26 protein-coding genes are annotated in these 22,947 nt (G+C 39.3%); 24 read left to right on the top strand and 2 right to left on the bottom strand.

Annotation, left to right across the window (positions count from 1 at the left end):
• Positions 1 to 43: 43 nt before the first annotated feature.
• From nfsA to ACO1DI_RS27175, 3 genes are all read left to right on the top strand, one after another.
• On the top strand, positions 44 to 793 hold the full coding sequence (gene nfsA, locus ACO1DI_RS27185) for an oxygen-insensitive NADPH nitroreductase (RefSeq protein ID WP_014459483.1): 750 nt from the start codon (positions 44 to 46) through the stop codon (positions 791 to 793).
• A gap of 124 nt (positions 794 to 917) precedes the next feature.
• Positions 918 to 1,040, top strand: coding sequence for a hypothetical protein (locus ACO1DI_RS27180; protein WP_423145770.1), 123 nt, complete (start codon positions 918 to 920; stop codon positions 1,038 to 1,040).
• 306 nt (positions 1,041 to 1,346) lie between these two features.
• On the top strand, positions 1,347 to 2,351 hold the full coding sequence (locus ACO1DI_RS27175) for a LysM peptidoglycan-binding domain-containing protein (RefSeq protein WP_423145769.1): 1,005 nt from the start codon (positions 1,347 to 1,349) through the stop codon (positions 2,349 to 2,351).
• A gap of 80 nt (positions 2,352 to 2,431) precedes the next feature.
• On the opposite strand, the gene ACO1DI_RS27170 is transcribed toward ACO1DI_RS27175, so the two are convergent.
• Positions 2,432 to 3,574 carry an NlpC/P60 family protein gene (locus tag ACO1DI_RS27170; RefSeq protein WP_423145768.1) on the bottom strand — a complete coding sequence of 381 codons (1,143 nt, stop codon included), beginning with the start codon at positions 3,572 to 3,574 and terminating at the stop codon, positions 2,432 to 2,434.
• 194 nt (positions 3,575 to 3,768) lie between these two features.
• Here ACO1DI_RS27170 and ACO1DI_RS27165 point away from each other — a divergent pair, with 194 nt between their 5' ends.
• The 8 genes from ACO1DI_RS27165 to ACO1DI_RS27130 all read left to right on the top strand — a co-directional run bounded on the left by ACO1DI_RS27165 (position 3,769) and on the right by ACO1DI_RS27130 (position 9,921).
• Entirely contained in the window at positions 3,769 to 4,818 is a 1,050-nt protein-coding gene (locus ACO1DI_RS27165; protein ID WP_371905985.1) for an anthranilate phosphoribosyltransferase, read from the top strand.
• A gap of 152 nt (positions 4,819 to 4,970) precedes the next feature.
• Positions 4,971 to 5,273, top strand: a complete 303-nt coding sequence (locus ACO1DI_RS27160; RefSeq protein WP_013057659.1) for an urease subunit gamma — start codon at positions 4,971 to 4,973, stop codon at positions 5,271 to 5,273.
• Positions 5,274 to 5,287: 14 nt separating this feature from the next.
• On the top strand, positions 5,288 to 5,614 hold the full coding sequence (locus ACO1DI_RS27155; RefSeq protein WP_140451420.1) for an urease subunit beta: 327 nt from the start codon (positions 5,288 to 5,290) through the stop codon (positions 5,612 to 5,614).
• 1 nt (position 5,615) lies between these two features.
• Positions 5,616 to 7,325, top strand: coding sequence for an urease subunit alpha (ureC, locus tag ACO1DI_RS27150; RefSeq protein ID WP_115654254.1), 1,710 nt, complete (start codon positions 5,616 to 5,618; stop codon positions 7,323 to 7,325).
• A 10-nt stretch (positions 7,326 to 7,335) separates the two neighbouring features.
• A complete protein-coding gene (ureE, locus tag ACO1DI_RS27145) occupies positions 7,336 to 7,782 on the top strand; it encodes an urease accessory protein UreE (RefSeq protein ID WP_075420876.1) in 447 nt (148 codons plus the stop codon).
• A complete protein-coding gene (locus ACO1DI_RS27140) occupies positions 7,775 to 8,461 on the top strand; it encodes an urease accessory protein UreF (protein ID WP_014459491.1) in 687 nt (228 codons plus the stop codon). Before ureE ends, ACO1DI_RS27140 begins: the two co-directional genes overlap by 8 nt.
• Before the next feature lie 39 nt (positions 8,462 to 8,500).
• A complete protein-coding gene (gene ureG, locus ACO1DI_RS27135) occupies positions 8,501 to 9,115 on the top strand; it encodes an urease accessory protein UreG (protein ID WP_014459492.1) in 615 nt (204 codons plus the stop codon).
• Entirely contained in the window at positions 9,112 to 9,921 is an 810-nt protein-coding gene (locus tag ACO1DI_RS27130) for an urease accessory protein UreD (RefSeq protein ID WP_014459493.1), read from the top strand. Before ureG ends, ACO1DI_RS27130 begins: the two co-directional genes overlap by 4 nt.
• Positions 9,922 to 10,176: 255 nt before the next feature.
• Here ACO1DI_RS27130 and ACO1DI_RS27125 read toward each other — a convergent pair whose 3' ends face one another.
• Positions 10,177 to 10,815, bottom strand: coding sequence for an urease accessory protein UreH (locus tag ACO1DI_RS27125; protein WP_014459494.1), 639 nt, complete (start codon positions 10,813 to 10,815; stop codon positions 10,177 to 10,179).
• 257 nt (positions 10,816 to 11,072) lie between these two features.
• Here ACO1DI_RS27125 and ACO1DI_RS27120 point away from each other — a divergent pair, with 257 nt between their 5' ends.
• From ACO1DI_RS27120 to hxlB, 13 genes are all read left to right on the top strand, one after another.
• Positions 11,073 to 11,549, top strand: coding sequence for a hypothetical protein (locus ACO1DI_RS27120; RefSeq protein WP_014459495.1), 477 nt, complete (start codon positions 11,073 to 11,075; stop codon positions 11,547 to 11,549).
• 236 nt (positions 11,550 to 11,785) lie between these two features.
• Complete coding sequence (locus ACO1DI_RS27115; RefSeq protein WP_140451422.1) at positions 11,786 to 12,553, top strand: carotenoid biosynthesis protein; 768 nt, start codon at positions 11,786 to 11,788, stop codon at positions 12,551 to 12,553.
• A complete protein-coding gene (locus tag ACO1DI_RS27110) occupies positions 12,550 to 13,260 on the top strand; it encodes a lysophospholipid acyltransferase family protein (RefSeq protein ID WP_140451423.1) in 711 nt (236 codons plus the stop codon). The genes ACO1DI_RS27115 and ACO1DI_RS27110 overlap by 4 nt, the downstream gene beginning before the upstream one ends.
• 62 nt (positions 13,261 to 13,322) lie before the next feature.
• Entirely contained in the window at positions 13,323 to 14,366 is a 1,044-nt protein-coding gene (locus tag ACO1DI_RS27105) for a glycosyltransferase (protein WP_423145767.1), read from the top strand.
• The gene (locus ACO1DI_RS27100) at positions 14,363 to 15,823 is read left to right on the top strand and encodes a phytoene desaturase family protein (RefSeq protein WP_140451424.1); all 1,461 of its coding nucleotides are present in this window, start codon (positions 14,363 to 14,365) and stop codon (positions 15,821 to 15,823) included. The genes ACO1DI_RS27105 and ACO1DI_RS27100 overlap by 4 nt, the downstream gene beginning before the upstream one ends.
• Positions 15,824 to 15,954: 131 nt before the next feature.
• Positions 15,955 to 16,683, top strand: coding sequence for a hypothetical protein (locus tag ACO1DI_RS27095; protein ID WP_014459501.1), 729 nt, complete (start codon positions 15,955 to 15,957; stop codon positions 16,681 to 16,683).
• Positions 16,684 to 16,840: 157 nt separating this feature from the next.
• On the top strand, positions 16,841 to 17,584 hold the full coding sequence (locus ACO1DI_RS27090) for a sugar phosphate isomerase/epimerase family protein (RefSeq protein WP_014459502.1): 744 nt from the start codon (positions 16,841 to 16,843) through the stop codon (positions 17,582 to 17,584).
• A complete protein-coding gene (locus tag ACO1DI_RS27085; protein ID WP_042992058.1) occupies positions 17,581 to 18,540 on the top strand; it encodes a sugar kinase in 960 nt (319 codons plus the stop codon). Before ACO1DI_RS27090 ends, ACO1DI_RS27085 begins: the two co-directional genes overlap by 4 nt.
• Before the next feature lie 2 nt (positions 18,541 to 18,542).
• On the top strand, positions 18,543 to 19,823 hold the full coding sequence (locus ACO1DI_RS27080) for an MFS transporter (protein WP_013083743.1): 1,281 nt from the start codon (positions 18,543 to 18,545) through the stop codon (positions 19,821 to 19,823).
• Positions 19,824 to 19,849: 26 nt separating this feature from the next.
• Positions 19,850 to 20,494: a bifunctional 4-hydroxy-2-oxoglutarate aldolase/2-dehydro-3-deoxy-phosphogluconate aldolase gene (locus tag ACO1DI_RS27075; protein WP_014459503.1), complete on the top strand. Its 645-nt coding sequence runs from the start codon at positions 19,850 to 19,852 to the stop codon at positions 20,492 to 20,494.
• A gap of 101 nt (positions 20,495 to 20,595) precedes the next feature.
• Positions 20,596 to 21,606, top strand: coding sequence for a LacI family DNA-binding transcriptional regulator (locus tag ACO1DI_RS27070; RefSeq protein WP_423145766.1), 1,011 nt, complete (start codon positions 20,596 to 20,598; stop codon positions 21,604 to 21,606).
• 102 nt (positions 21,607 to 21,708) lie between these two features.
• Entirely contained in the window at positions 21,709 to 22,344 is a 636-nt protein-coding gene (gene hxlA, locus ACO1DI_RS27065) for a 3-hexulose-6-phosphate synthase (protein WP_042992061.1), read from the top strand.
• Positions 22,344 to 22,892, top strand: a complete 549-nt coding sequence (hxlB, locus tag ACO1DI_RS27060; protein WP_028412834.1) for a 6-phospho-3-hexuloisomerase — start codon at positions 22,344 to 22,346, stop codon at positions 22,890 to 22,892. The genes hxlA and hxlB overlap by 1 nt, the downstream gene beginning before the upstream one ends.
• Positions 22,893 to 22,947 lie beyond the last annotated feature (55 nt).

Here is a 22,947-nt window from a genome sequence, read left to right as displayed (position 1 = left end):
TAACATCTGTAGAAGGTTAAATGAAGTAAAAGGAGATTATAATATGAACTCAGTTATTGAAACGATTTTAAATCATCGTTCTATTCGAAAATATGAAGACAAACCATTGTCGGAAGAGCAAATTCAGACGATTGTAGAAAGCGCACAGGCAGCTTCCACATCAAGCTATATTCAAGCGTATTCCATTATTGGAGTAAAAGATAAAGAAACGAAGCGAAAGCTTGCTCAATTAGCAGGAAATCAGCCTTACGTAGAAACAAATGGACACTTCTTTGTATTCTGCGCTGACTTTCATCGTCATGATGTCATTGCGGAAATGGAGAAAAAAGATTTATCGACAGCGCTCGAAAGCACGGAGCAGTTTATGGTAGCTATTATTGATGTTGCCCTTGCTGCGCAAAATGCAACGCTTGCTGCTGAATCAATGGGACTTGGAGCTTGTTACATTGGCGGTTTGCGTAATGAATTAGAGGAAGTAAGCAAATTGTTAAAACTGCCTCATCATGTAATCCCGTTATTTGGTCTAACGGTTGGACATCCAGCAGGTATTACGGATAAAAAGCCGCGCTTACCATTTAAACATGTGTATCATGAAGAAACATATGAGCCGAACGATGAGCAGACGAAAAAAGAATTAACGACATATAACGAAGAAATTTCTGCTTACTACAACGAACGAACAAATGGCAAACGCCAAGACACATGGACTGGTCAAATGGCTGACATGCTTTCCAACCCTAAACGTATGTATATGAAAGAATTTGTTGAAAAGCAAGGATTTAACAAGAAATAAAAAAGCTGAGACAAAAATATTTAGACGAAGTGAAAAACGAACCATTGATCAAAATTTTTGATTAGCGGTTCGTTTTTTTTGTTATGGTGAACATAGGTTTCATTTATGCAGTTCCTTCTAGCAGTTGATCGGAGGGCAAGTCGAAGGCCCCTGCTGGAAAAGCGGAAAGCGAAGTCTGGCATGGAAATCAACGGCGGTGCCACAAACAGTTCAGCTCATGTATACGAGTTGTTCGTCTTTAACTTAGCTTCATTTTGTTATGTCTCAACCTCTTTTTTGTTATGAAAAAACTTAAATTACACGTTAAATAATCAATAAAAAAAGAAGAGATATCCCCCAGCGATGATAAAGAAATCCGGCTATTTTAGGAAAAAGAACAATAAAAAGCAGTAAAAAGTAGAAACGTTTCATCATATACCCAAATTATCAGAAATATTACGATTAAACGTTCTGTTTTGTTAAGTTTTGTAATAAAAGTAGCATGGCTCTGTAACGGCTGTGAAATGTGAGGATGATATCATTCAATCATTGAGTAAATAAGGAGGTATTCGTAATGAAAAAATTTATATTTACTCTAGGAACAACAGCAATCCTTTCAGCAGGATTTGTAGGTGCAGCTTCTGCTTCTACAAGCGGAACGTATCACGTAGAAAAAGGTGATACGTTATGGAAAGTCGCTCAAAAGCACAGCGTGAGCGTAGACGAGCTAAAAGATGCAAATAACTTAACATCTAATATTATTTATCCAAATCAAGAATTAAACGTAGCTACTATAAAAGAAATGACACACGAAGTTCAGCAAGGAAACACATTATGGTCCATCAGTCAGCAATACGGCGTGACGGTAGATCAAATTAAAGAATGGAACGGACTGACGTCAGATTTAATTTATCCTGGCGAACAATTAAAAATCCAGTCTCCAAACGGCCAAGCTCAGCAATCAAGTCCTTCAGTAGCCCAAGCTGCTCCAGAAGCTCAGCAAGCTCAAGCGCCGGCTGAACAAACTCAAGAAGAACAGCAGCAAGCTCAAGCTGAACAGGCTCAAAAAGAGCAGCAGCAAGCTCAAGCTGAACAAGCTCAAAAAGAGCAGCAGCAAGCCCAAGCTGAACAAGCTCAAAAAGAACAGCAGCAAGCTCAAGCTGAACAAGCTCAAAAAGAACAGCAGCAAGCTCAAGCTGAACAAGCTCAAAAAGAACAGCAGCAAGCTCAAGCTGAACAAGCTCAAAAAGAACAACAACAACCTGCTGAATCGTCACAACAAGCCAGCGGCAAATCAATGACAGTTGAAGCAACTGCCTATACGGCTAATTGTGCTGGATGTAGCGGTACAACTGCTACAGGAGTGGATTTAAAAGCAAATCCAAACCAAAAAGTAATCGCTGTTGACCCTAGTGTTATTCCGTTAGGTTCGAAAGTTTATGTAGAAGGCTATGGTGAAGCTGTAGCTGCCGATACAGGTGGAGCAATTAAAGGCAATCGAATTGATGTATTCGTTCCTTCTGAAGGTGATGCTCAACAGTTCGGAAGAAAATCTGTTAAAATCACGGTTATGAACTAAGAAGTTTTTTATAAAATTGCTAGTCTAGTATAGAAATACATAGCTAGTAAAACAAAAGAGGTGCCTTATGGCACCTCTTTTTACTTTATAATACGCTTTGCTCCCGCATAGCTATTTTTCCAGTAAGCTGTTGAAAGTGATTGCGTTTTAACGCCTTTGCTGCTGACATAAATGAATTCTTGTTTGTCTAGGTAAATTCCTACAACTGAAACAGACTTGCCGTTTTTAAAGAAAACTAAATCTCCAGCCTGCAGGCTGTTTTGCTTTACGTCCGTGCCGCTTTTATACTGATCTGCTACTGTACGGGGGATAGAAATATTCGAGCCCGCGTTTTTATATACATACTGTGTGTACCCTGATACATCAAAACCTTTTGGTGTTGTGCCTCCATATTTATATGGCTTTCCGATCAGTGTTTTGGCATACGATACAATTTGCTGCTGTTTTGTACTAACAGAAGTTTGAGGTGCTGGAGCCGGCGAAGGTGCGCTTGCACTTTTCACTTTCAGCACTTGTCCAACTTTTAGCGCATCTGTTTTTAAATTGTTTAATTTTTTTAATTCAGCTACCGTCATGCTGTACTTTTTAGCGACTGCTGTAAGCGTGTCTCCTTTTTTCACCGTGTAGGTGCCATTGCTATCAGCGGGTGTAGACGGAGCTGTTGGTGAAGGTTGAATATCTTCATCAAGCAAATAACTCATATTTGCGTTAAACGTTACTTTTCGCTTCGTTTTATAGCTCTTCGCTTTTTGCTGAAATTGCGTATTGTATGCGTTGATTTCTTTTTCAAAATTTGCAGAGATCTTATTAAATTCCGGGTCACTTACATCTCCATACGCATAGTCTTCAAGATCCACAATGTAATTGTAAAGAGCAATTAAACTATCATATAAATACCCTTGAAGCTGATCAGCTTCTGAATTAAGATGATTCATCGCGTAATTTTTATCGATCTTTGTTAGAAACTGGTCAATTTGATCTGCAAGCTGATCATATGCGGCTAACGCTTTTTCGTCATCTTTTATTCCTTCAATTTCTTTTAGCTTTTTTTCTACGGTTTTATAAAATGGTGCGTAATAATCTGCTAGCGAATTAACGTCTTTTTGATAAACGCTGACAGAAGAAGCAGCATAAGCAGAGTGACTAAAAACAGGCGTTGTCACCGATGCTCCTACTAAAACGGATGCTGCTATAAATGGTACAAGTAGTTTCTCTTTTTTCATTTGTAAAGTCCCCCAAATATCCAAATAATAGTATAGCAGATAGATTATACTATATTAGGTTATAAAAGAACTAGTACTTTTCCTTTAATTTCATATTTTTTAGCAGTTTGCGTACCTGATAGAAGATAATCTAAGGAACAAAGAAAATATGTGATACAATGTACAAATATTCAGTTAAAAAGGAAGTGTACGATATGCAGCAATTTATCAAAGAAATAGCGCGCGGAAAAAGAGGATCAACTGACTTAACGTATGAACAAGCAAAAGAAGCAGCTCGCTTAATCGCTTCTGGAGAAGCTACGGATGCTCAGATCGCTGCTTTTTTCATCGCAGAACGTATTAAAACTGAAAATGCAGATGAACTATTGGGATTCGTTCATGCTTTTCGTGAAAAAACAAAAGAAATACCGCTGTCTCAGCCGTTAAAAGATAAATCAATTGATTTTGCAAGCCCTTATGCAGGGAGAAATTCATTTTTTGCGACCGTTCCTGTATCGATTTTATTAGCTGAAAGGGGGGTCCCTGCTTTTTTACATTGTACAGAAGCACTTCCTCCAAAGTTTGGAACAACGATTGAAGATGTACTTCATTCATTACATATCCCTCAAGCTCAAACGATTGAAGACATCGGTCATGCGTTTGAAACGTTAAAAATTGGTTTTGTAAATGCCGAAACAATCTCTTATCCTCTTAGCCGCATCAAACAAGTTCGTCATGAAATTGGCGTAAGAACACTAATTAATACGGTTGAAAAACTATTAAATTTATCAAATGCTTCTTCTTTAATGATGGGCGCTTTTCATCGCACGGCCATTAACAAAATTGTGCCCATTTTTGCTTCGCTCCCGTTTAAACATGTATACGTGGTGCAAGGTATAGAAGGATCTGAAGATGTACCTGTACATAGAAGCAGCTTTGTTTTTACTATCTCAGAAGGAGAGATGGAGTCGTTTATTGTTAATCCAAAAGAATACGGACTGTTTGTAGAAGAAGAGCACTTTGAAAAGAAAATAAGTGTTGAAAAACAAGCAGAATATGTGACGCGCATTTTAGAGGGAGAATCTTCTTCCGAACTGACTTACGTCTATAATCAAGTAGTATTAAACGCTGGCTTACGCTATTATCTATTTGGCTATGAAGCTTCTATTGAAAAAGGAGTAGACTATGCAAAACGTCAGCTAGCTGAAGGTTTGGGCTGGAAACACCTCCAGAAATGGAAAACACAAGCGATTTCAGAAGAGTAAAAGGTGAGCAAAAATGCTCATCTTTTTTTATCGGAAGAGATAAATCCTTTGTTTTTTGTCAGAAAATTTACTATAATTAGTTATGTGTTTGTGTTAGAAAATATCACATTTGATGTTAATAAGAAAATAGATTAGCAGAAAGGAAGCTTTCATTGAAACTTACGTCGAGAGAACAAGAGAAATTAATGATTGTCGTAGCTGCAGACTTAGCGAGACGCCGTCAGACAAGAGGATTAAAACTTAACTATCCCGAAGCAGTAGCTATCATTACATATGAAATTATGGAAGGAGCTCGTGATGGCAAGACGGTAGCACAGCTAATGCGAGAAGGCACCAAGATTTTAAAACGAGAAGATGTAATGGAAGGTATTCCGGAAATGATTCATGATATTCAAGTAGAAGCTACCTTTCCAGACGGAACCAAGCTCGTCACTGTGCACGATCCAATTCGTTAAGAGGAGGGGAAAATATGATTCCAGGGGAATATTTTTTAAAAAAAGACCCAATCACATGTAATAAGGGAAAGAAATCGATTAGCGTGACTGTAATCAACAGAGGCGATCGACCTGTTCAAGTAGGCTCACACTTTCATTTTTTCGAAGTGAATGCGGCGCTCGAATTCCCCCGCGAAGATGCACTTGGCTACCATTTAAATATTCCTGCCGGTACAGCCGTGCGCTTTGAACCAGGTGATGCAAAAGAAGTCGATCTCGTTGCTTTCTCCGGAACAAGAGAAATCTACGGTCTTAACAATAAAACAAACAGATCGCTTTCTGATAGAAAGGAAGATGTATAAGATGAGTTTTCAAATGTCGCGACGTCAGTATGCAGATATGTTTGGACCAACCGTTGGAGATGCTGTTCGTTTAGCAGACACAGAGCTATTTATTGAAATTGAAAAAGATTTCACCACGTACGGAGATGAAGTAAAGTTCGGCGGAGGAAAAGTCATTCGTGACGGAATGGGACAGCATCCTCTTGCAACTCGAAGCGAAGCAGCGGACTTAGTATTGACAAATGCAATTATTGTTGATTATACAGGCATATATAAAGCAGATATTGGAATAAAAGATGGACTCATTCAAACCATCGGAAAAGCGGGCAATCCCCTGCTGATGGATGAAGTAGACATCATCATTGGTGCGAGTACAGAAGTGATTGCAGCAGAAGGGAAAATTGTAACTGCCGGCGGTATTGATGCACATATTCATTTCATTTGTCCGCAGCAAATTGAAACTGCTCTTGCCTCTGGAGTTACAACAATGATTGGAGGAGGAACGGGACCGGCTACAGGAACAAAAGCTACCACTTGTACACCCGGAGCGTGGCATATTGAACGAATGCTTGAAGCCGCTGAAGCATTTCCGATGAATATTGGCTTTTTAGGAAAAGGGAATGCAAGTGCGAAAGAGCCTTTAATTGAACAAATTAAAGCAGGAGCGATTGGACTAAAGCTTCATGAAGACTGGGGAACCACGGCATCTGCCATTGATACAAGCTTACAGGTAGCAGACGAGTACGATGTTCAAATTGCAATTCATACAGATACTTTAAATGAAGGCGGCTTTGTTGAAGATACCATTGCAGCAATTGGTGATCGAGTCATTCATACCTATCATACTGAAGGGGCTGGAGGCGGGCATGCACCTGATATTATGGAAATGGCAAGCTTTCCAAACGTGCTTCCATCATCAACTAATCCAACAAGACCCTATACTGTCAACACGCTTGAAGAACATTTAGATATGCTCATGGTATGTCATCATCTTGATCCAGCTGTACCAGAAGACATCGCTTTTGCTGATTCCCGTATTCGCAAGGAAACGATTGCAGCTGAAGATATTTTACACGACTTAGGTGTATTCAGTATGATTTCTTCAGATTCTCAAGCAATGGGACGTGTAGGCGAAGTGATTACAAGAACGTGGCAAACAGCTGACAAAATGAAAAAGCAGCGAGGAAAACTTGATGGTGACAGTGAAGCTGGCGATAACGCACGTGTCAAACGCTATGTAGCTAAATATACGATTAATCCAGCTATTGCTCATGGAATTTCCGAATACGTAGGGTCGGTAGAAACAGGTAAAATGGCTGATTTAGTCCTATGGGAGCCAGCGTTTTTTGGAATAAAGCCTGACTTGATTGTAAAAGGCGGTTTGATTGCACATAGCTTAATGGGAGATCCTAACGCTTCAATTCCAACCCCGCAGCCGGTTTTATACCGTCCGATGTTTGCTTCTTATGGAAAAGCACGAGCTAAAACGTCTCTTACGTTTGTGTCAAAAGCAGCGTACGAGAACAAAGTGGGCGAGAAGCTAGGGTTACAAAAGCAGCTTAAACCGGTTGAAAATATTCGTCAATTAAAAAAAACAGATATGAAGTTAAACGGGGAAATGCCTAAAATTGAAGTTGATCCCCAAACGTATGAAGTAAAAGTAGATGGACAAATGATTACATGTGAAGCAGCAGAAGTTGTGCCTATGGCGCAGCGATACTTTTTATTTTGAGGTGAAAGAAATGGTAATCGAAAAAATTATCGGAAATATGGCAACATTAGAAAAACGGGCTCCGCATATAGAAAAGGTATATATCGAAAGTGATCACTTAGTAAAACGCGTTCAGCGCGTTGTAACAGATCACGGTAAGGAACTAGGAATTCGTCTAAAAGAAAACCGCGAGCTCACTGATGGCGATGTGCTGTTTATGGATGAAAGCAATATGATCGTTGTGCAGGTGGTGGCAGACGATATTTTAACCATTCAGCCGATTGATATTCAGCAAATGGGAGAAATTGCTCATCAGCTTGGCAACCGACATTTGCCGGCACAGTTTGAAGGTGGAGACATGCTCGTACAGTACGATTATTTAGTCGAAGAATTGCTTCAGCAGCTTGATATTCCCTATAAGCGCGAAAAAAGAAAAGTAAAACAAGCTTTTAAGCATATCGGACACAGTCATGACTAATTCATTGCTTTCGCTGATTCAACTATGTGATTCAAATTTTCCATCCGGTGCATTTTCACATTCGTTTGGCTTTGAAACGTATATTCAGCGAGATCAAATTTACAACACAGAAACTTTTCAAGAAGCGCTTCGTACATACCTTGATGTTCAGCTGACGTATACGGACGGCTTAGCATGCAGACTGGCTTATGAGTATGCTGCTCATGACCATTTTACCGAAATTATGAGAGTGGATCATGAATTATACGCTCTTGCTTTGTCAAAAGAAACAAGAGAAGGGACAAGACGCGTGGGCCAGCGCATGTTAAAACTTTGCTTAGAGTTATTTCAAGGCTCTTATTTAGAAAAGTATATGAGTGAGGTAAAAGCAAAGAAGGCGTATGGACACCCTGCTGTTGTATTTGCATTAGCCAGCCTGCAGTTAAACATTACAAAAGAAGAGGCAATTTTAAGTCACTTGTACGCTAGCATTTCGTCGTTAATTCAAAATGCTGTTCGCGGCATACCGATCGGTCAAACGGATGGACAAAAAACGCTCGTTCTTTTTCAACCGCTGCTGCAGCAAGCACTTCATCATATTTTACAAGCAGATCAAGAGGAATTTGGTGCGGTGACACCAGGGTTAGAAATTGCTCAAATGCAGCATGAACAATTGCATGTTCGATTGTTCATGTCATAAAAAAGGAGGGAAGGCCTTCTAACGATGAAGGCGTAAAAAATGGATGCAATTAAAATTGGAATTGGTGGCCCTGTTGGTGCAGGGAAAACAATGTTAGTAGAACGATTAACGCGTGCACTAGAAGGACAGCTAAGCATGGCGGTCGTTACAAACGATATTTATACAAAAGAAGATGCGCAATTTCTAGTAAAAAACAGTATCTTGCCAGAAAATCGTATCGTCGGAGTAGAAACAGGAGGGTGTCCTCATACGGCTATTCGGGAAGATGCATCTATGAACTTTGCTGCGATTGATGAGTTAGTAGAACGTCACCCCGATGTTGAACTTATTTTTGTAGAAAGCGGAGGAGATAATTTAGCCGCAACGTTTAGCCCAGAGCTCGTTGATTTTTCGATTTATATCATCGACGTAGCACAAGGGGAAAAAATCCCGCGTAAAGGCGGGCAAGGAATGATTAAATCTGATTTATTCATTATCAACAAAACAGATTTAGCCCCCTATGTAGGAGCTAGTTTAGAAGTAATGGAAAAAGATACAATTCAAGCGAGAGGGCCCAAGCCTTTTGTTTTCACCAATTTAAAAGAAGATAAGGGGCTCGACCAAGTGATAAAATGGATTAAAAAAGAGGCCTTTTTAATCGGCCTTGAATCATGAGCTACACGGGTTATTTAGAGCTTCGAGCAGAGAGAAACAGTGAGCGAACCGTCATTAAAGATACTTATCATTACGGGGCTTTCAAAGTTGCCAGACCTATTTACATGACTCCTGAATCCCCTTTTGTTTATATGCTTCACGTAGGCGGAGGATACGTGAGCGGAGACAAGTATAAAACGATGATAACGGTAGAGAAAAATGCCCAGCTGACGACTACTACTCAATCTGCGACAAAGGTGTACAAAACACCGAACGAAGCGGTTTTACAAGAAACGTGTATAACCCTTGAAGAACAAGCAATTATGGAATATATACCAGACCCGCTTATTTTGTATGAAAATGCTGCATTTGTACAAGAAATAACGGTTCATATGGCACAAAACGCTGCTTTGTTTATGTGTGACAGCATCACCCCGGGGTGGTCGCCGGATGGGCAGCTGTTTCAATATACCTCTATGCGTTCCAAGCTTAAACTGTATGTAAACGAGCAGCTGAAGGTATACGATCACTTATACTTGAAGCCAGAAAGCCATTTGCACGGTATGATGAAAATGGAAGGGTCTACTCATTTTGGATCGATTATCATTGTCCATCCAAACGCCGACGACGCATTTATAGCGAAAGTACATCAGCTGTGCGAAGAGGCAGGCTGTAAAGTAGGAGCTTCCGCACTTTCGATCCCGGGATGTGCTATTCGAATATTAGCTGCTAGTACACAAGAAGTTGAAGACATAATCGCTAAAGTATACGGATTGTTCCGACAGTATTTACTAAAAGCTGACGTATCACTTTTGCGTAAGTATTAAAGAGGGTAGGACAAAAGTGCTGTAGTTGAAGGAAGATCCGAACGAGCTGGGTTCTTAATGGAGAATCAAATTCGTTCGGATTTTTTATGGGTGGGGTGAACGTAGGTTTCCTGTACGTAGTTCCTTCTAGCCGTTGATTAGAGGACAAAGCGACGTCTTGCACAGAAATCAACAGCTGTGGAACAAGCAGTCCAGATCATTTATCCTACTTATTCGTCTTTAGATTGAATTGTTTTCGTTATGTCTCATTCGCTTTTAGAACCACAGACTAAATAATCCGTCGCTTACACCTAAATTATACATATAATAAAGGCCAAATATAATGCTGACAGCGCCTGTTACCTGCATTAAGAAGCGGTTTAACGTGACTTGCTTTTTAGTTGTAACGAATGGAATCCCAATAACTGTTGTAAATAACAGCATACCAAGACAAGTACCGATTCCAAAAATGATAATGTAAAGAGCACCCTGCCATACGTGAGTAACGGTGCTCATCGTTAACACAACCATCGCTGCGCTTCCGGCCAGTCCATGAACAAAGCCAACGCCTAATGACTTTAAATAAGACGTTTTTTCGTGATGCGTATGTACTTGCTTTTTGTAAGACAGAAACGATGTAAAACCGAGGTAAACGAGCATAATGCCCACTAAAAATTCAAGTGACATGCTCATACGTTCAGAAATACTGCTTTTTAACACCATTAAAATGATGCCAAAAATAAACAGCGTAAGCGTATGGCCGATCCCCCAGTATACTCCTGCAAGCGAAGAGCGCCACAGCTTTTTACTTTTTGAAGCAATGGTTGATACAGCGATAATATGATCTGGTTCTAAAGCGTGCTTGATTCCTAAAAAAAACCCTAATATTAAAATCGAAAAAAAACTTGTTTCCATGTGAGCTTTCTCATCCTTTCGTACGTATAAAACTAGTATGCCGTACGCTTTTGTTTTAATAAACAGAAAATTCTAAACGAAAATGCCTGGTTGAATAGCTAAACTTTTTATTAATTTACAATAAGTTACAAATATTAAAGGAGATGTAGTATAAAAATTTTACATTTACAAAAACTATGAGTAAATTATTGTGAGGTTGATAACTATGGACAAAATTTCTACTGATATCATGCTGTGGAGTTCTTTCATACGTCAAAATGTTAGGACAGAACGTGACTAGACTAGAAGCTCTTTTATGGAGCATTGCGTTGCCGGGCTTTGGACAATTACTAAACAAAAAACATATAAAAGGAATTTTGTTTATTGTACTTGAATTTCTCATTAATATGGGGGCAAATTTTAATGAAGGCATTCGCTTAAGCTTTTTAGGAGAAACAAGGCAATCCCTAGAGGTAATGAACATGCAGTGGTTAATGTTTTATCCATGTTTATATTTTTTTGCAATTTGGGATGCTGTTAAAGAATCAGAAAACGGCGCATCGAGATTTACATTTATTCCTTTTGTCTCCTGTGCTTATTTTGTTACAGTAGGGATTATGTATTCCTCAGTAACAACCATCAACGGTGTTTTTATAGGGCCAATTTGGCTTCCTATGCTGTCTGTTATACCAGGACTTGTTGTCGGACTCATTGTCAAAAAGCTATTAGAAGTGTATATACATAAGAAAAAATAAACGTCATTACAATCTATACATCAGTAGATTTTAATGGACGTTTATTTTATTTTTGTTTATAAATAAGTAATAAAGTCTCTTATTTAGGGAACGTACTAACAGTGGCTGTTTTTACATAACTTTAAGAGAGCGCGGACTACTCACAAAAAAAGAGCACATTGAAAATGGAGAGAATGTGTACAAGCTTATATAATAGCACTTTGACAAAAAGAAGCTGGAGAGAAGGTGGATAGAGGATGATCACAAATGGTATTTATCGTTTTTTTCTTGTTTGGTACGTATGCGGAGTCGTCTTGCTTTCCTTCGATTTGCTGCCTTTATGGTTAGAATGGGCAAACGCGGTTTTTTTACACTTGAGCAGTCTTCTTGCTCTTATTTATCTAGCTAAGGCCTATGGAGTAAGGCGGGCACTGCTCGTTGCGATATTTGTGACAGGTGCATCTATTTATGTCGAAAGCCTAGGTGTTAAGTATGGATTTTTATTTGGATCCTACGATTATGAAAAAGATTTTGGCGCCAAAATTTTAGGGGTTCCTCTGACCATTGGTTCGGCTTGGTTTATGGTTGTGATCACAAGCAGAATATTAGCTCTGGGAATTATGAAACGTATGGAACTGCCGTTTATTGTCCGTGGAATTGCCTATGCAGTCATTAGTTCGCTTTTTGCTGTTATTATGGATTTGGCTATTGATCCCGTTGCCTATGTTGTTAAACAATATTGGGTGTGGGAAGGGGACAGCTTTTATTATAATATTCCTTTATCCAATTTCTCCGGCTGGTTTTTACTATCTTTCTTCATTCAGCTGGTCGTATATTTCTTTTTAGCTAAGGTTCCTAAAGAAGAAGAGCCGGTATGGGAAAGAAGAATGGTGTTTTTGTATAGTGCAGTCGTCATGATGTTTGTAATTGTAGCGTTAGTAAATGGCCTGTGGCTTGTGGTATGGCTGACGATGATTCCTTTTCTTATTCTTTATATTGTGTATAAAAAGGAGACTCGCTTATGATTTATCCGAAGAAAAACTCACTATTTGAGGGATTTTTTGAACTCTTTGTCACATATCAGCTCAAAAAACAGTTTTATCGTATTCATTTACATATAGAAGAGCTCCCGAAAGATAAAAAAATTTTATTAATTGCTAATCATTCCAGCTGGTGGGACGGTTTAGTGACATTTTATTTAAATAACGCGGTATTAAAAACAGATCTATACGCTATGATGTCTGAACAAGGAATGAAGGATTTTCCTTTTTTTCAACGAATCGGGGCTTTTTCAGTAAATGCAGCGTCTCCGAAGCATACGGTGGAATCGTTAAGGTTTGCTAGTAAGCTGTTAGAAGAGAAAAAAACCGTGCTTATTTTTCCTCAAGGAAAAGAAGAGCATCTTGAGAAAAGACCGTTAGCTTTTTCTGAAGGACCTGCTTTTCTTTTAAAGAAGCATTCTGACGTTGAAGTTATTCCCATTACATATTACTATACATTTCGCCATGATCAGCGACCGGAGCTTTTTATCTGGGTAGGGCAAGCTGTTTTTTACGACTTAGCCAATGCAAGAGAAGATATAACCAAAACGCTAGCCGGTGCAGTCACTGCTCAGCTCGATCATCAAAAACAAAAAATCATTCAAGAAAACGACGAGGAATTTACGACTTTATTAAAAGGAAAAAAGACGCTTAGCGAGTGGTTAACGTGGTGGAAAGCGAAGGTGAAATAATGATTTACTATATGCTTTTATTTATTTTTATGCTACTTCTAACCATTGTAAATATTCAAGCAATGCCCAAATTAAATAGATACAAGTTGGATTCAAAAACACCTCAGCCTCTCATTTCTATTTTGATTCCAATGCGAAACGAAGAACGAAATGTAAAGCGAATCATTTCTTCTGTTAAAGGATTAACGTACAGCAATCTAGAATGTGTCATACTAGACGATCAGTCCACAGACGAAACACGAACACAGCTGTTGAGAGAAATTCACGGGGATCCGAGGTTTACCATCATAGGTGGAAAAGAGCTGAGAGAGGGTTGGGTCGGAAAAGTTCATGCTTGTCACCAGCTGTCGCAAGCTGCAAATGGAGACTATTTATTGTTTGTAGATGCAGATGTAGAACTAAAAGAACGTACGCTAGAACATACTTTAGCCACCGCACAAGCGACAAAGGCCGCTCTTTTAACAGGATTTCCTCGTTTCCCCGTAAAAACGTGGTTAGAAGCGTTGGTTGTTCCGCTTCAGCATGTGGTTGTTTTTAGTTATTTACCGGTTGTCGTAGCTAATCGTAACAAGATGAGCAAAGCTTCAGCGGCTCACGGTGCTTTTATGTTTATAAAAAAAGAAGCATACGAGGCTGTAGGAGGACATGAAGCCGTCAAATCTTCACTAGTAGAAGATGTCCACCTAGCCCAGCTTTTTAAGCAAAAGAAACACCGCGTCATTTTAGCCAATATTACCTCTCATGTTAGCTGTTATATGTATGAAACAACAGAAGAAGTATGGAACGGTTTTGCTAAAAACATCTTTGTAGGTCTGGGCCGCTCCGCAAAAGCAGTTTGGGTACTAAGCGTTTTTTTTGCCTGTTACTATGTGCTGCCGCTTCCTTTTTTTATAGCAGGAATATTCACAGGCAACATGCTTTGGATTATGCCTTTTTGCATCATGCTTTTTCAGCGGTTTTTAATTGACCGATCGGCTCAGCAAAAAGGGCTTTTGTTTCTTACTATGCCGGCATCGGCAATTGCGCTGATGCTGCTGATGAACCATTCTATGAAGCGTGAACGAAAAAAGCAGGGATATGAATGGAAAGGAAGGCATTATCAATGAAAAAAGTACTAATTGTTGGGGCAGGATTAGGTGGATTAGCTGCAGGAGTTCTTCTTCAAACAAAAGGGTTCGATGTCACCATTGTGGAAAAAAATGAGCACGTAGGCGGAAAAATGATGCCTGTGGAGCTAGGAGAATATTCTTTTGATTTTGGACCTAATACCATTACAATGCCAGAAGTTTTTCAGTGGTTATTTGAGCAAGCGGGCGAACGTGCAGAAGACTATATGCCTCTTGTCAAACTAAGGCATCATACGAATAATTTCTTCACCGACGGTTCACAATTTTCTATGTCTATCGATGAACGAAAAATGATTGAGCAGCTTGAACGTCTCGATCCCTTTGCTGCGGAGCAATACCCTGCCTATTTAAAAGAAGTAAAAAGAATATATGACATTGCAAAAAGTCAATTTTTCTACCGGACATTTTCGTCATGGAAAGATTACACAAACCCTTCTCTATTAAAAGCACTGCTGCAGGTAAGGCCGTTTGAAACAGTAGATACGTTTCATCAGCGCTTTTTTCGAAATGAAAACATTCGAAATGCATTTAATCGATATGCAACCTATATTGGATCTTCACCTTATACATCGCCCGCTACGTTTTCACTGATTGGACACTTAGAAATGAATGATGGGGTGTACTATGTAAAAGGAGGAAATACTAGAATTGCAAAAGGGCTGGGACATGTGTTCCAAAAAGCCGGAGGAAAGCTGTATACAAACTGCAGCGTTACTGAAATAATAGTAAAAAATAAACGGGCTGTCGGAGTGGAAGTGAATGGAGAAGAAAAGATAGACGCGGATATCGTTATTGTAAACGGGGACTTGCTAAAAGCCTATCCGGCACTTGTAAAAGAGCAGGATAGACCTCATTTTAAAAACAAAAAAGCAGCTGAATTTGAGCCTTCCATATCAGCCTATGTAATTATGGCAGCAGTTAAGAAGCGCTTTTCTCAGCTGATTCATCATCAAGTGTACTTTTCTCAGGATTACAAGCAGGAATTCTATGAACTATTTCAGCAAAAAACGCTTCCAACCGACCCTACCATTTACGTTTGTAATTCTTCGTATACCGATAACACGGTAGCTCCGGGTGATAATTTATTTATTTTAGTGAATGCCCCTGCTGTAAAAGAAGAGAATCAAGAAAAAATGAAAGCTTACAGAGAAGTTGTCTATCGCAAGCTTTCTCAGTTTGGTTTAGATATTAAGCCCTCGATTGTACATGAACGAATTGTTACTCCATATGAAATTGAACAAACGTTTGGTGCATTTAAAGGCGCTTTATATGGCGTGAGTTCAAACCGGAAAATGGATAGTTTTCTTCGTCCAAGCAACGTCTCAAAAGATGTTAAAAACTTATATTTTGTAGGAGGAACGACTCACCCTGGAGGAGGATCTCCTATGGTCACAATTAGCGGTATTAATGTAGCTACGCTTATTTCATCTTCCTAATTGATAAATCAGGATTGTCAAAAAGTTTAGTTTTTTGGTACTATAAGAAAGGACAGAAGCTGTTAACCACCTGTTCTTGCGGATGGAAAAAATGTTACATAATGAAGTTGAAAAGGTGATTACATAACTATATGATTGTATTTACGTGTCTTATTATTATCATAAGCATTATTCGTCCGTACTTGGAGAGCGTGACTGTTAAGCGAATTGCTTCAGAAGGCAAAAAGATTCGCTACTACAAAGAACAGTTCTTTTTTTATGTGCTAATTTTACTATTTTATATTGCGGTGATGGTATACCATGCGGTTCCATTTTCTATGTTAGGGTTGCAGGGAGTGTATCTAGATACGATTCACCGGACGGCTCCGTATCCAGCATGGATTGAATATTTGCTGCTTTTAATCTTTGCAGGCTTTATCATTCTTTCCATTATGATTCAATGGATGAAAGATCATGGAGAAACGGTTTTCGTGGAACAGGAAATGCCCACGTCAATTGAGGCAACCGTTCCTAAAACGGAAAGAGAGCAAAAGTGGTGGCTTGCATACAGCGGTATTTCCAGCTTCGTAGAAAGCACCGTCTATTTTCCTAGCTTTTATTTATATAGTCACTATATATTAGCCATTGAAAACACATGGCTGTTGGCCGTCTTAATTGGTATTGGTTATTTCCTGTCACAGCTAGCTTTCCAGCGTGACCGCTTAAGTGTCCAGACGCTGTTAGTTGGTATCGGGCTAGGCGCTTTATTTATCATGACAAAGTCAGTTGTCATCATGGTCTTGTACTATGGTTTTAGTTTCTTAATCTATGATATTTACCAGCAAGATCGCAATCTAGTAAAAAGCACAGATGATCACTAAGAAACAACACGGCATAAAGCTGTGTTGTTTCTTTTTTTTACAATTTATAAAAAAAGCTTGAAAAGCGCTTTCAATAGTCTTATAATTTAGATAAATCGATTTACTAAACCGGTTTAGTAAGTGGTTAGTTAGTACAATAAGAAAGGTAGGTCGATTTATGAATCGTATCATTATCCCGTTAAATGCATTTGAAACAACAGGCTTTCAGCACACCATGATTAGGAAAATACATGAGCAGCAAGTACATGGAGTGGAAATTCGAAGAGAGTTAATGAAAAAAGTAGATCAAGAAATTGAGCTTATTGCTGAAGAATTAAAAAAATACCCGCTTTTTACAGTATATTCGGCTCCAATTGAACTGTGGAAAGAAAATGGAGAGTTAAACAAACAAGAATTAAAAGCTATTCTTGAAGAAGCCGTATCACTTGGCGCTCAGTGGGTAAAAGTTTCTCTTGGTTTTTATCATCCCCAATCGTCTATGGCAGATTTACAGCAATTATTAGAGGCATTTCCAGCTTTACGTCTATTTGTAGAAAACGATCAAACCAGTTACGGAGGCAATATAGCATCTCTGCACGCATTTTTTGATAACGCTTACGAAGTTCCTGTTTCCATGACGTTTGATATTGGTAATTGGCTTTATGTACAAGAACGACCCGAAGAAGCCATCAAAAAGCTAAGGTCATTTGTGGGCTATATTCATATTAAACACGTAATAAAAAGCAGTGGAAAGCTAGTGACAACCGCTATATCAATCGATTCAAATGAAATGTGGAAAGATATTTTGAAAGGGTTTTCTCATTCGGTTTTTAAAGCTTTAGAGTTTCCAATCGATGAACCGGAACAAATCGCCGGCTTCATTTCATTGGTGCAAGCAGCAGAACAGGAGGAAGTTCAATGAATTCATTAGACGTTATTACCTTCGGAGAAGCAATGGCGATGTTCATGGCAGAACAGCCAGGACCGCTGCATGAGATTAAGCATTATACGAAGGAGCTGGCCGGAGCAGAAACAAATGTAGCAATTGGTCTCGCTCGTCTCGGTCTGCGCGCAGGCTGGGTGAGCAAAGTCGGCAACGATCCTTTCGGTACGTTTATTATGAAACGGCTACAAGAGGAGTCAGTCAACACCGATTGTGTACTAGTAGATAGCGAACATGCAACAGGCTTTCAAATTAAATCAAAAGTGGAAGTGGGAGATCCCGAAGTTTGTTATTTCCGAAAAAATTCAGCAGCCAGTCACTTGCACCCATGCGATTTTAACCGAAACTATTTTTTAGCAGCAAAACATATGCATATGACAGGAATACCGCTTGCTGTGTCAGCAAGTATGCGAGATTTTGCTCTACATGCGCTTACATCGATGAAAGCAGCTGGAAGAACGGTTTCCTTTGATCCGAATCTGCGACCCACTCTTTGGACATCAAAAGAAGAAATGGTTATTACAATCAATGAAGCTGCTAAACAAGCAAACTACGTTCTGCCGGGCATTGAAGAAGGAAAAATCTTAACCGGCTACGAAAATCCAGAAGACATTGCTTCTTACTATTTAGATGCAGGAGTAGAGCTTGTCGTTATTAAACTAGGTGAACAAGGAGCCTTTTTTAAGACGGCTAAAGAGCAAGGAATGGTTGAAGGAATAAAAGTGAAACAAATAGTGGATACAGTCGGAGCAGGAGACGGTTTTGCAGTAGGACTGTTAAGCGGCCTTCTTCAAAATGATTCTCTTACTCAATCTGTAAGGAGAGCAAATGCCATTGGGTCATTAGCTGTACAAAGCCCTGGAGATAACGACGGATATCCAACTGAACAGCAGTTGCAAAGATATATGGAATCCCAAAAACAAGGAGTGAAGTGATAATGAAACAGCAGCTAGCAAAAAAAAGATGGCTTCGGTTAATTCCTATCGTATTTATTACGTATAGCCTTGCTTATTTAGACCGTGCAAACTATGGGTTTGGAGCAGCGGCAGGGCTGGCAGAAGATCTTCATATTACGCCAGGTATTTCGTCTTTATTAGGATCGCTCTTTTTCTTAGGTTATTTCTTTTTCCAAATTCCAGGCGCTCACTACGCTGAAAATAAAAGTGCCAAAAAGCTGATTTTTTGGTCTCTGATTTTATGGGGAGCACTTGCTACAGCTACGGGTATGGTAAGCCACGTTGGATTTTTGTTTGTTATTCGATTTGCTTTAGGAGTAGTCGAAAGTGCCGTTATGCCTGCTATGCTCGTGTTTTTAAGCCACTGGTTTACAAAAGCAGAACGTTCTAGAGCCAACACGTTTTTAATTTTAGGAAACCCGGCAACCGTTCTTTGGATGTCGATTGTTTCTGGGTATTTGCTAGAATCGTTTGGCTGGAGATGGATGTTTATTTTAGAAGGTTTTCCAGCTGTTATTTGGGCGTTTTTATGGTGGAAACTAGTAAACGATGAGCCAAAAGATGCAGGCTGGCTGTCAAAAAAAGAAAAAGCAGATTTACACGATGCGCTGCAAAAAGAACAAGAAGGAATCAAACCTGTTAAAGGCTATAAAGAAGCTTTCAAAAATCGTACCGTTATTTTATTAAGCATTCAATATGCTCTATGGAGTATTGGCGTCTACGGATTTGTTATGTGGCTGCCGTCTATTATTAAAGCAGCGCCTAACATGAGTATAGTAAAGACCGGTTGGTTAGCATCCGTTCCTTACGTATTAGCAGTCGTATTAATGTTAACGGTTTCATATCTGTCAGATAAGTTTTTAAAACGAAGCGCATTTGTATGGCCGTTCTTATTAGTAGGAGCTCTTGCCTTTTACGGATCTTATTTAGTTGGCACAAGCAACTTCTGGCTTTCTTTTACTTTACTCGTTATTGCCGGAGGAACGATGTATGCTCCGTACGGACCGTTCTTTGCGATTATACCTGAAATTTTACCGCGTAATGTTGCCGGAGGAGCGATGGCTTTAATTAATAGCATGGGCGCACTTGGTTCATTTGCCGGTTCTTATATTGTAGGATTTTTAAATGGATCAACAGGAGGATTTGGCGCTTCCTATATCTTTATGGCTGGATCATTATTCCTTGCGGCAGTTTTAACCATTGTCGCAACGAAAAAGCCAAGAGAAGTTCAGAGTGTGAAGCCAGTTGAAACAACGGCTTAATGTAACGATAGAAAAGGAGAATTGAGATGCATATTGAGAAAATTACAAGTAGCGGTATTGTAGCGGTCATTCGAGGAGCAAGTGCTGAGCGAATTATTCCGCTTGCCTACGCGTTAAAAGAAGGCGGAGTAACAAACCTAGAAATCACAATGGAAAACCCTGCTGCCGTAGAGGTTATTAAAGAGTTAAAAAATGAATTTGACGACTCGATGTTTATTGGAGCAGGAACTGTTCTAGACGAAGAAACAGCACGAATTGCTATTATGGCAGGAGCGTCATTTATTTTTTCTCCTACGGTGAATGAACGAACAATTAAAACAGCTAAAAGGTACGGGGTCATTAGCGTCCCGGGCGCTTTTACACCTACTGAAATTTTAACAGCATATGAATGCGGCGCAGATATGATTAAAGTCTTCCCGGCAAGCGTAGTAGGTCCCGCCTATTTTAAAAATATAGCAGGACCGCTTCCTCACATTCCATTAATGCCAACAGGCGGCGTTACGGCTGAAAATGCGGGCGCTTATATTAAAGCTGGAGCGGCTGCTATTGGAGCAGGAAGCACATTAGTAGATGGCAAGCAGCTTCCAACTCCTGAATACTTACTTCAAGTAACAAGGGAAGCGAAACGTTTTACTCATGAAATTCAAGAAGCTAGGCTTGCGTACGCTTAATAAATAAAGCCTTCTACTAGCAAGAAGGCTTTTCCTTTTTCGTTTTTTTCGTTTACACTAGGAGTAGCATAATTTTAGGGATTGAATGAAAAGGACGGATCATGATGCAAAAAGTTACTATGCTGGACGTTGCAAAAGCAGCAAATGTCTCCAAAAGCACCGTATCACAATACATTAACAAGCGATACGAATATATGGGCGAAGAAACGCGAAAGAAAATTAAAGAAGCGATTGATACACTGGGCTATCAGCCCAACTATCTAGCACGAAGCTTAAAACAAAAGCGAACGTCGATGATTGGTATTATTGTGGCGAATATTATGCACAGATTCTCTACGGAAGTCATTCGTGCAATTGAGGATTACTGCCATTCACAAGATATACATGCCATCATCTGTAACGCAGATGATGACCCTGATAAAGAAAAGAAATATATTAATATGTTAAAAGCAAAGCAAGTAGATGGTCTTATTTTATTTCCAACGGGTGCGAATACTTCTCTTTATGAACAGATGATTAAAGAAGAATATCCCGTTGTTATTATGGACCGTAAAATTCAGGATGTAAAAGGAAAAATTCCGTCCGTAGTGGCAAACAACCAAGAAGCCACAAAACAGGCTATTTTGCATCTTCTCAAGCTTGGACATAAGCATATAGCAATCATTACAGAACCATTAACTATTACACCTCGGATCGAACGTGTAGAAGGATACAAAGAAGCGTTAACATCAGCCAATATGCCTGTAAATGAATCGATGGTTATTAACTGTAAAAAAGCGGACATGCAAAAAGCGCTTGAGAAGCTATTTTCAGCCGACAGTCCGCCGACAGCGCTGCTAGCTGGAAACGATTTAGTGTTCATTGAAGTACAGAAGTTTATTAAACAAAAAGGCTTTAATATCCCAAATGATTTATCTTTAATTGTTTACGATAATATTCCTTACGCAGATGTAGCAACGCCTGCCGTTACGACGATTTCGCAGCCCGCTTTTGATATGGGAACAAAAGCAGCAGATTTACTTATTAAACAAATTTTGAAAGAAAAGATAGCTTATGAAGAGTACCAGTATGAGTGTAAATTAATTATTCGAGAAACAACTTTGTCGCATTAAGCTAAAAAGAGCGCCTATGGCGTGCTCTTTTTAGCTCATCAAAATATTGGTTTTTTTTACGTTGTTACTAAACCGGTTTAGTATAAAGTGAGGAGAAAAAATATGAAGATACAATTAGCATTAGATCGCGTCACAATTGAAGAAGCTATTATCCTTGCCAAGCTGGCAGAACCCTCTGTTGATTGGATTGAAGTAGGTACATCTCTTATAAAAGAGTATGGAGTTGAAAGTATTTATAAAATCAAACAGGCATTTCCGCACAAGACGATTGTAGCAGATATCAAAACGATTGATAACGCAGAGTATGAATTTACCATGTGCTATCAAGCAGGAGCAGATATAGCAACAGTCATGGGCGTATCACCTTTACCTACGATAGAGACTTGCGCAAATGTCAGCGAAAAATGGAATAAAAAAATGATGGTGGATTTATTAAACACGTCAAGCAGCTCTCAAAAACAAGTAGGTACTTATAGAAACGCTATTTTTTGCCATCATATCAGCAAAGACGAGCAAGAAAAAGAAGGGAAATCGCTGAGTCAAATAAATTTGCGGCAGTATTTTCATTCAGATGCCCAAATAGCAGTAGCAGGAGGAATTAATCCAACCTCAGCAGCATCATTACTTCAAATGAAAGCGGACGTCGCGATTATTGGATCAGCGATTACAAAAAATGCGGATGTGGCAAAGGCATCTGCTGAATTTCAAGACTTATTTATGAGCAGGGGGAACGTATAATGACAAAAACACAAACAATTTTAGACGAAATTACGGCCGTGATGAATCACATAAAAGAACCGCAAATAGAAGAAGTAGCGTTTTCACTTTACCAAGCGAAACGAATTTTTGTTATAGGCGAAGGCCGCTCTGGGCTAATGGGCAAATCATTTGCAATGAGACTGATGCATTTAGGTGCGACAGTATATGTTGTAGGGGAAACCATTACTCCTTCGATTGCAGCAGGTGACGTGTTGGTGGCCGTATCTGGTTCAGGAAAAACACAGCAGGTGGTGAGTGTAGCGAAAAAAGCTAAAGAAGTAGGATGTTCAGTTATAGGCATTTCAGCTAGTACAGAATCACCGTTAACTGCTCATACCGATGAGCTGCTGCACATTCCCGCTGCAACTAAATATCGAAGCGAAAATGAAGCAGCTTCCATTCAGCCACTTGGCTCGTTATTTGATCAATGTGCTCACGTTGTATTTGATACCATTTGCTTAGAATACGGGAATTTGAATCACACCGATCATGAACAAGCGTTTAAGCAGCATAGCAATTTAGAGTAGGCGGAAAGAGGCTAGAACAAAAGTAGGTTATTTAAAAGAAAATCCGAACGATGAA

The sequence above is a fragment of the Priestia sp. 40 genome (assembly GCF_049368575.1).
Lineage (GTDB): Bacteria > Bacillota > Bacilli > Bacillales > Bacillaceae_H > Priestia > Priestia zanthoxyli.
This window is presented reverse-complemented; position numbering and strand designations above follow the sequence as displayed.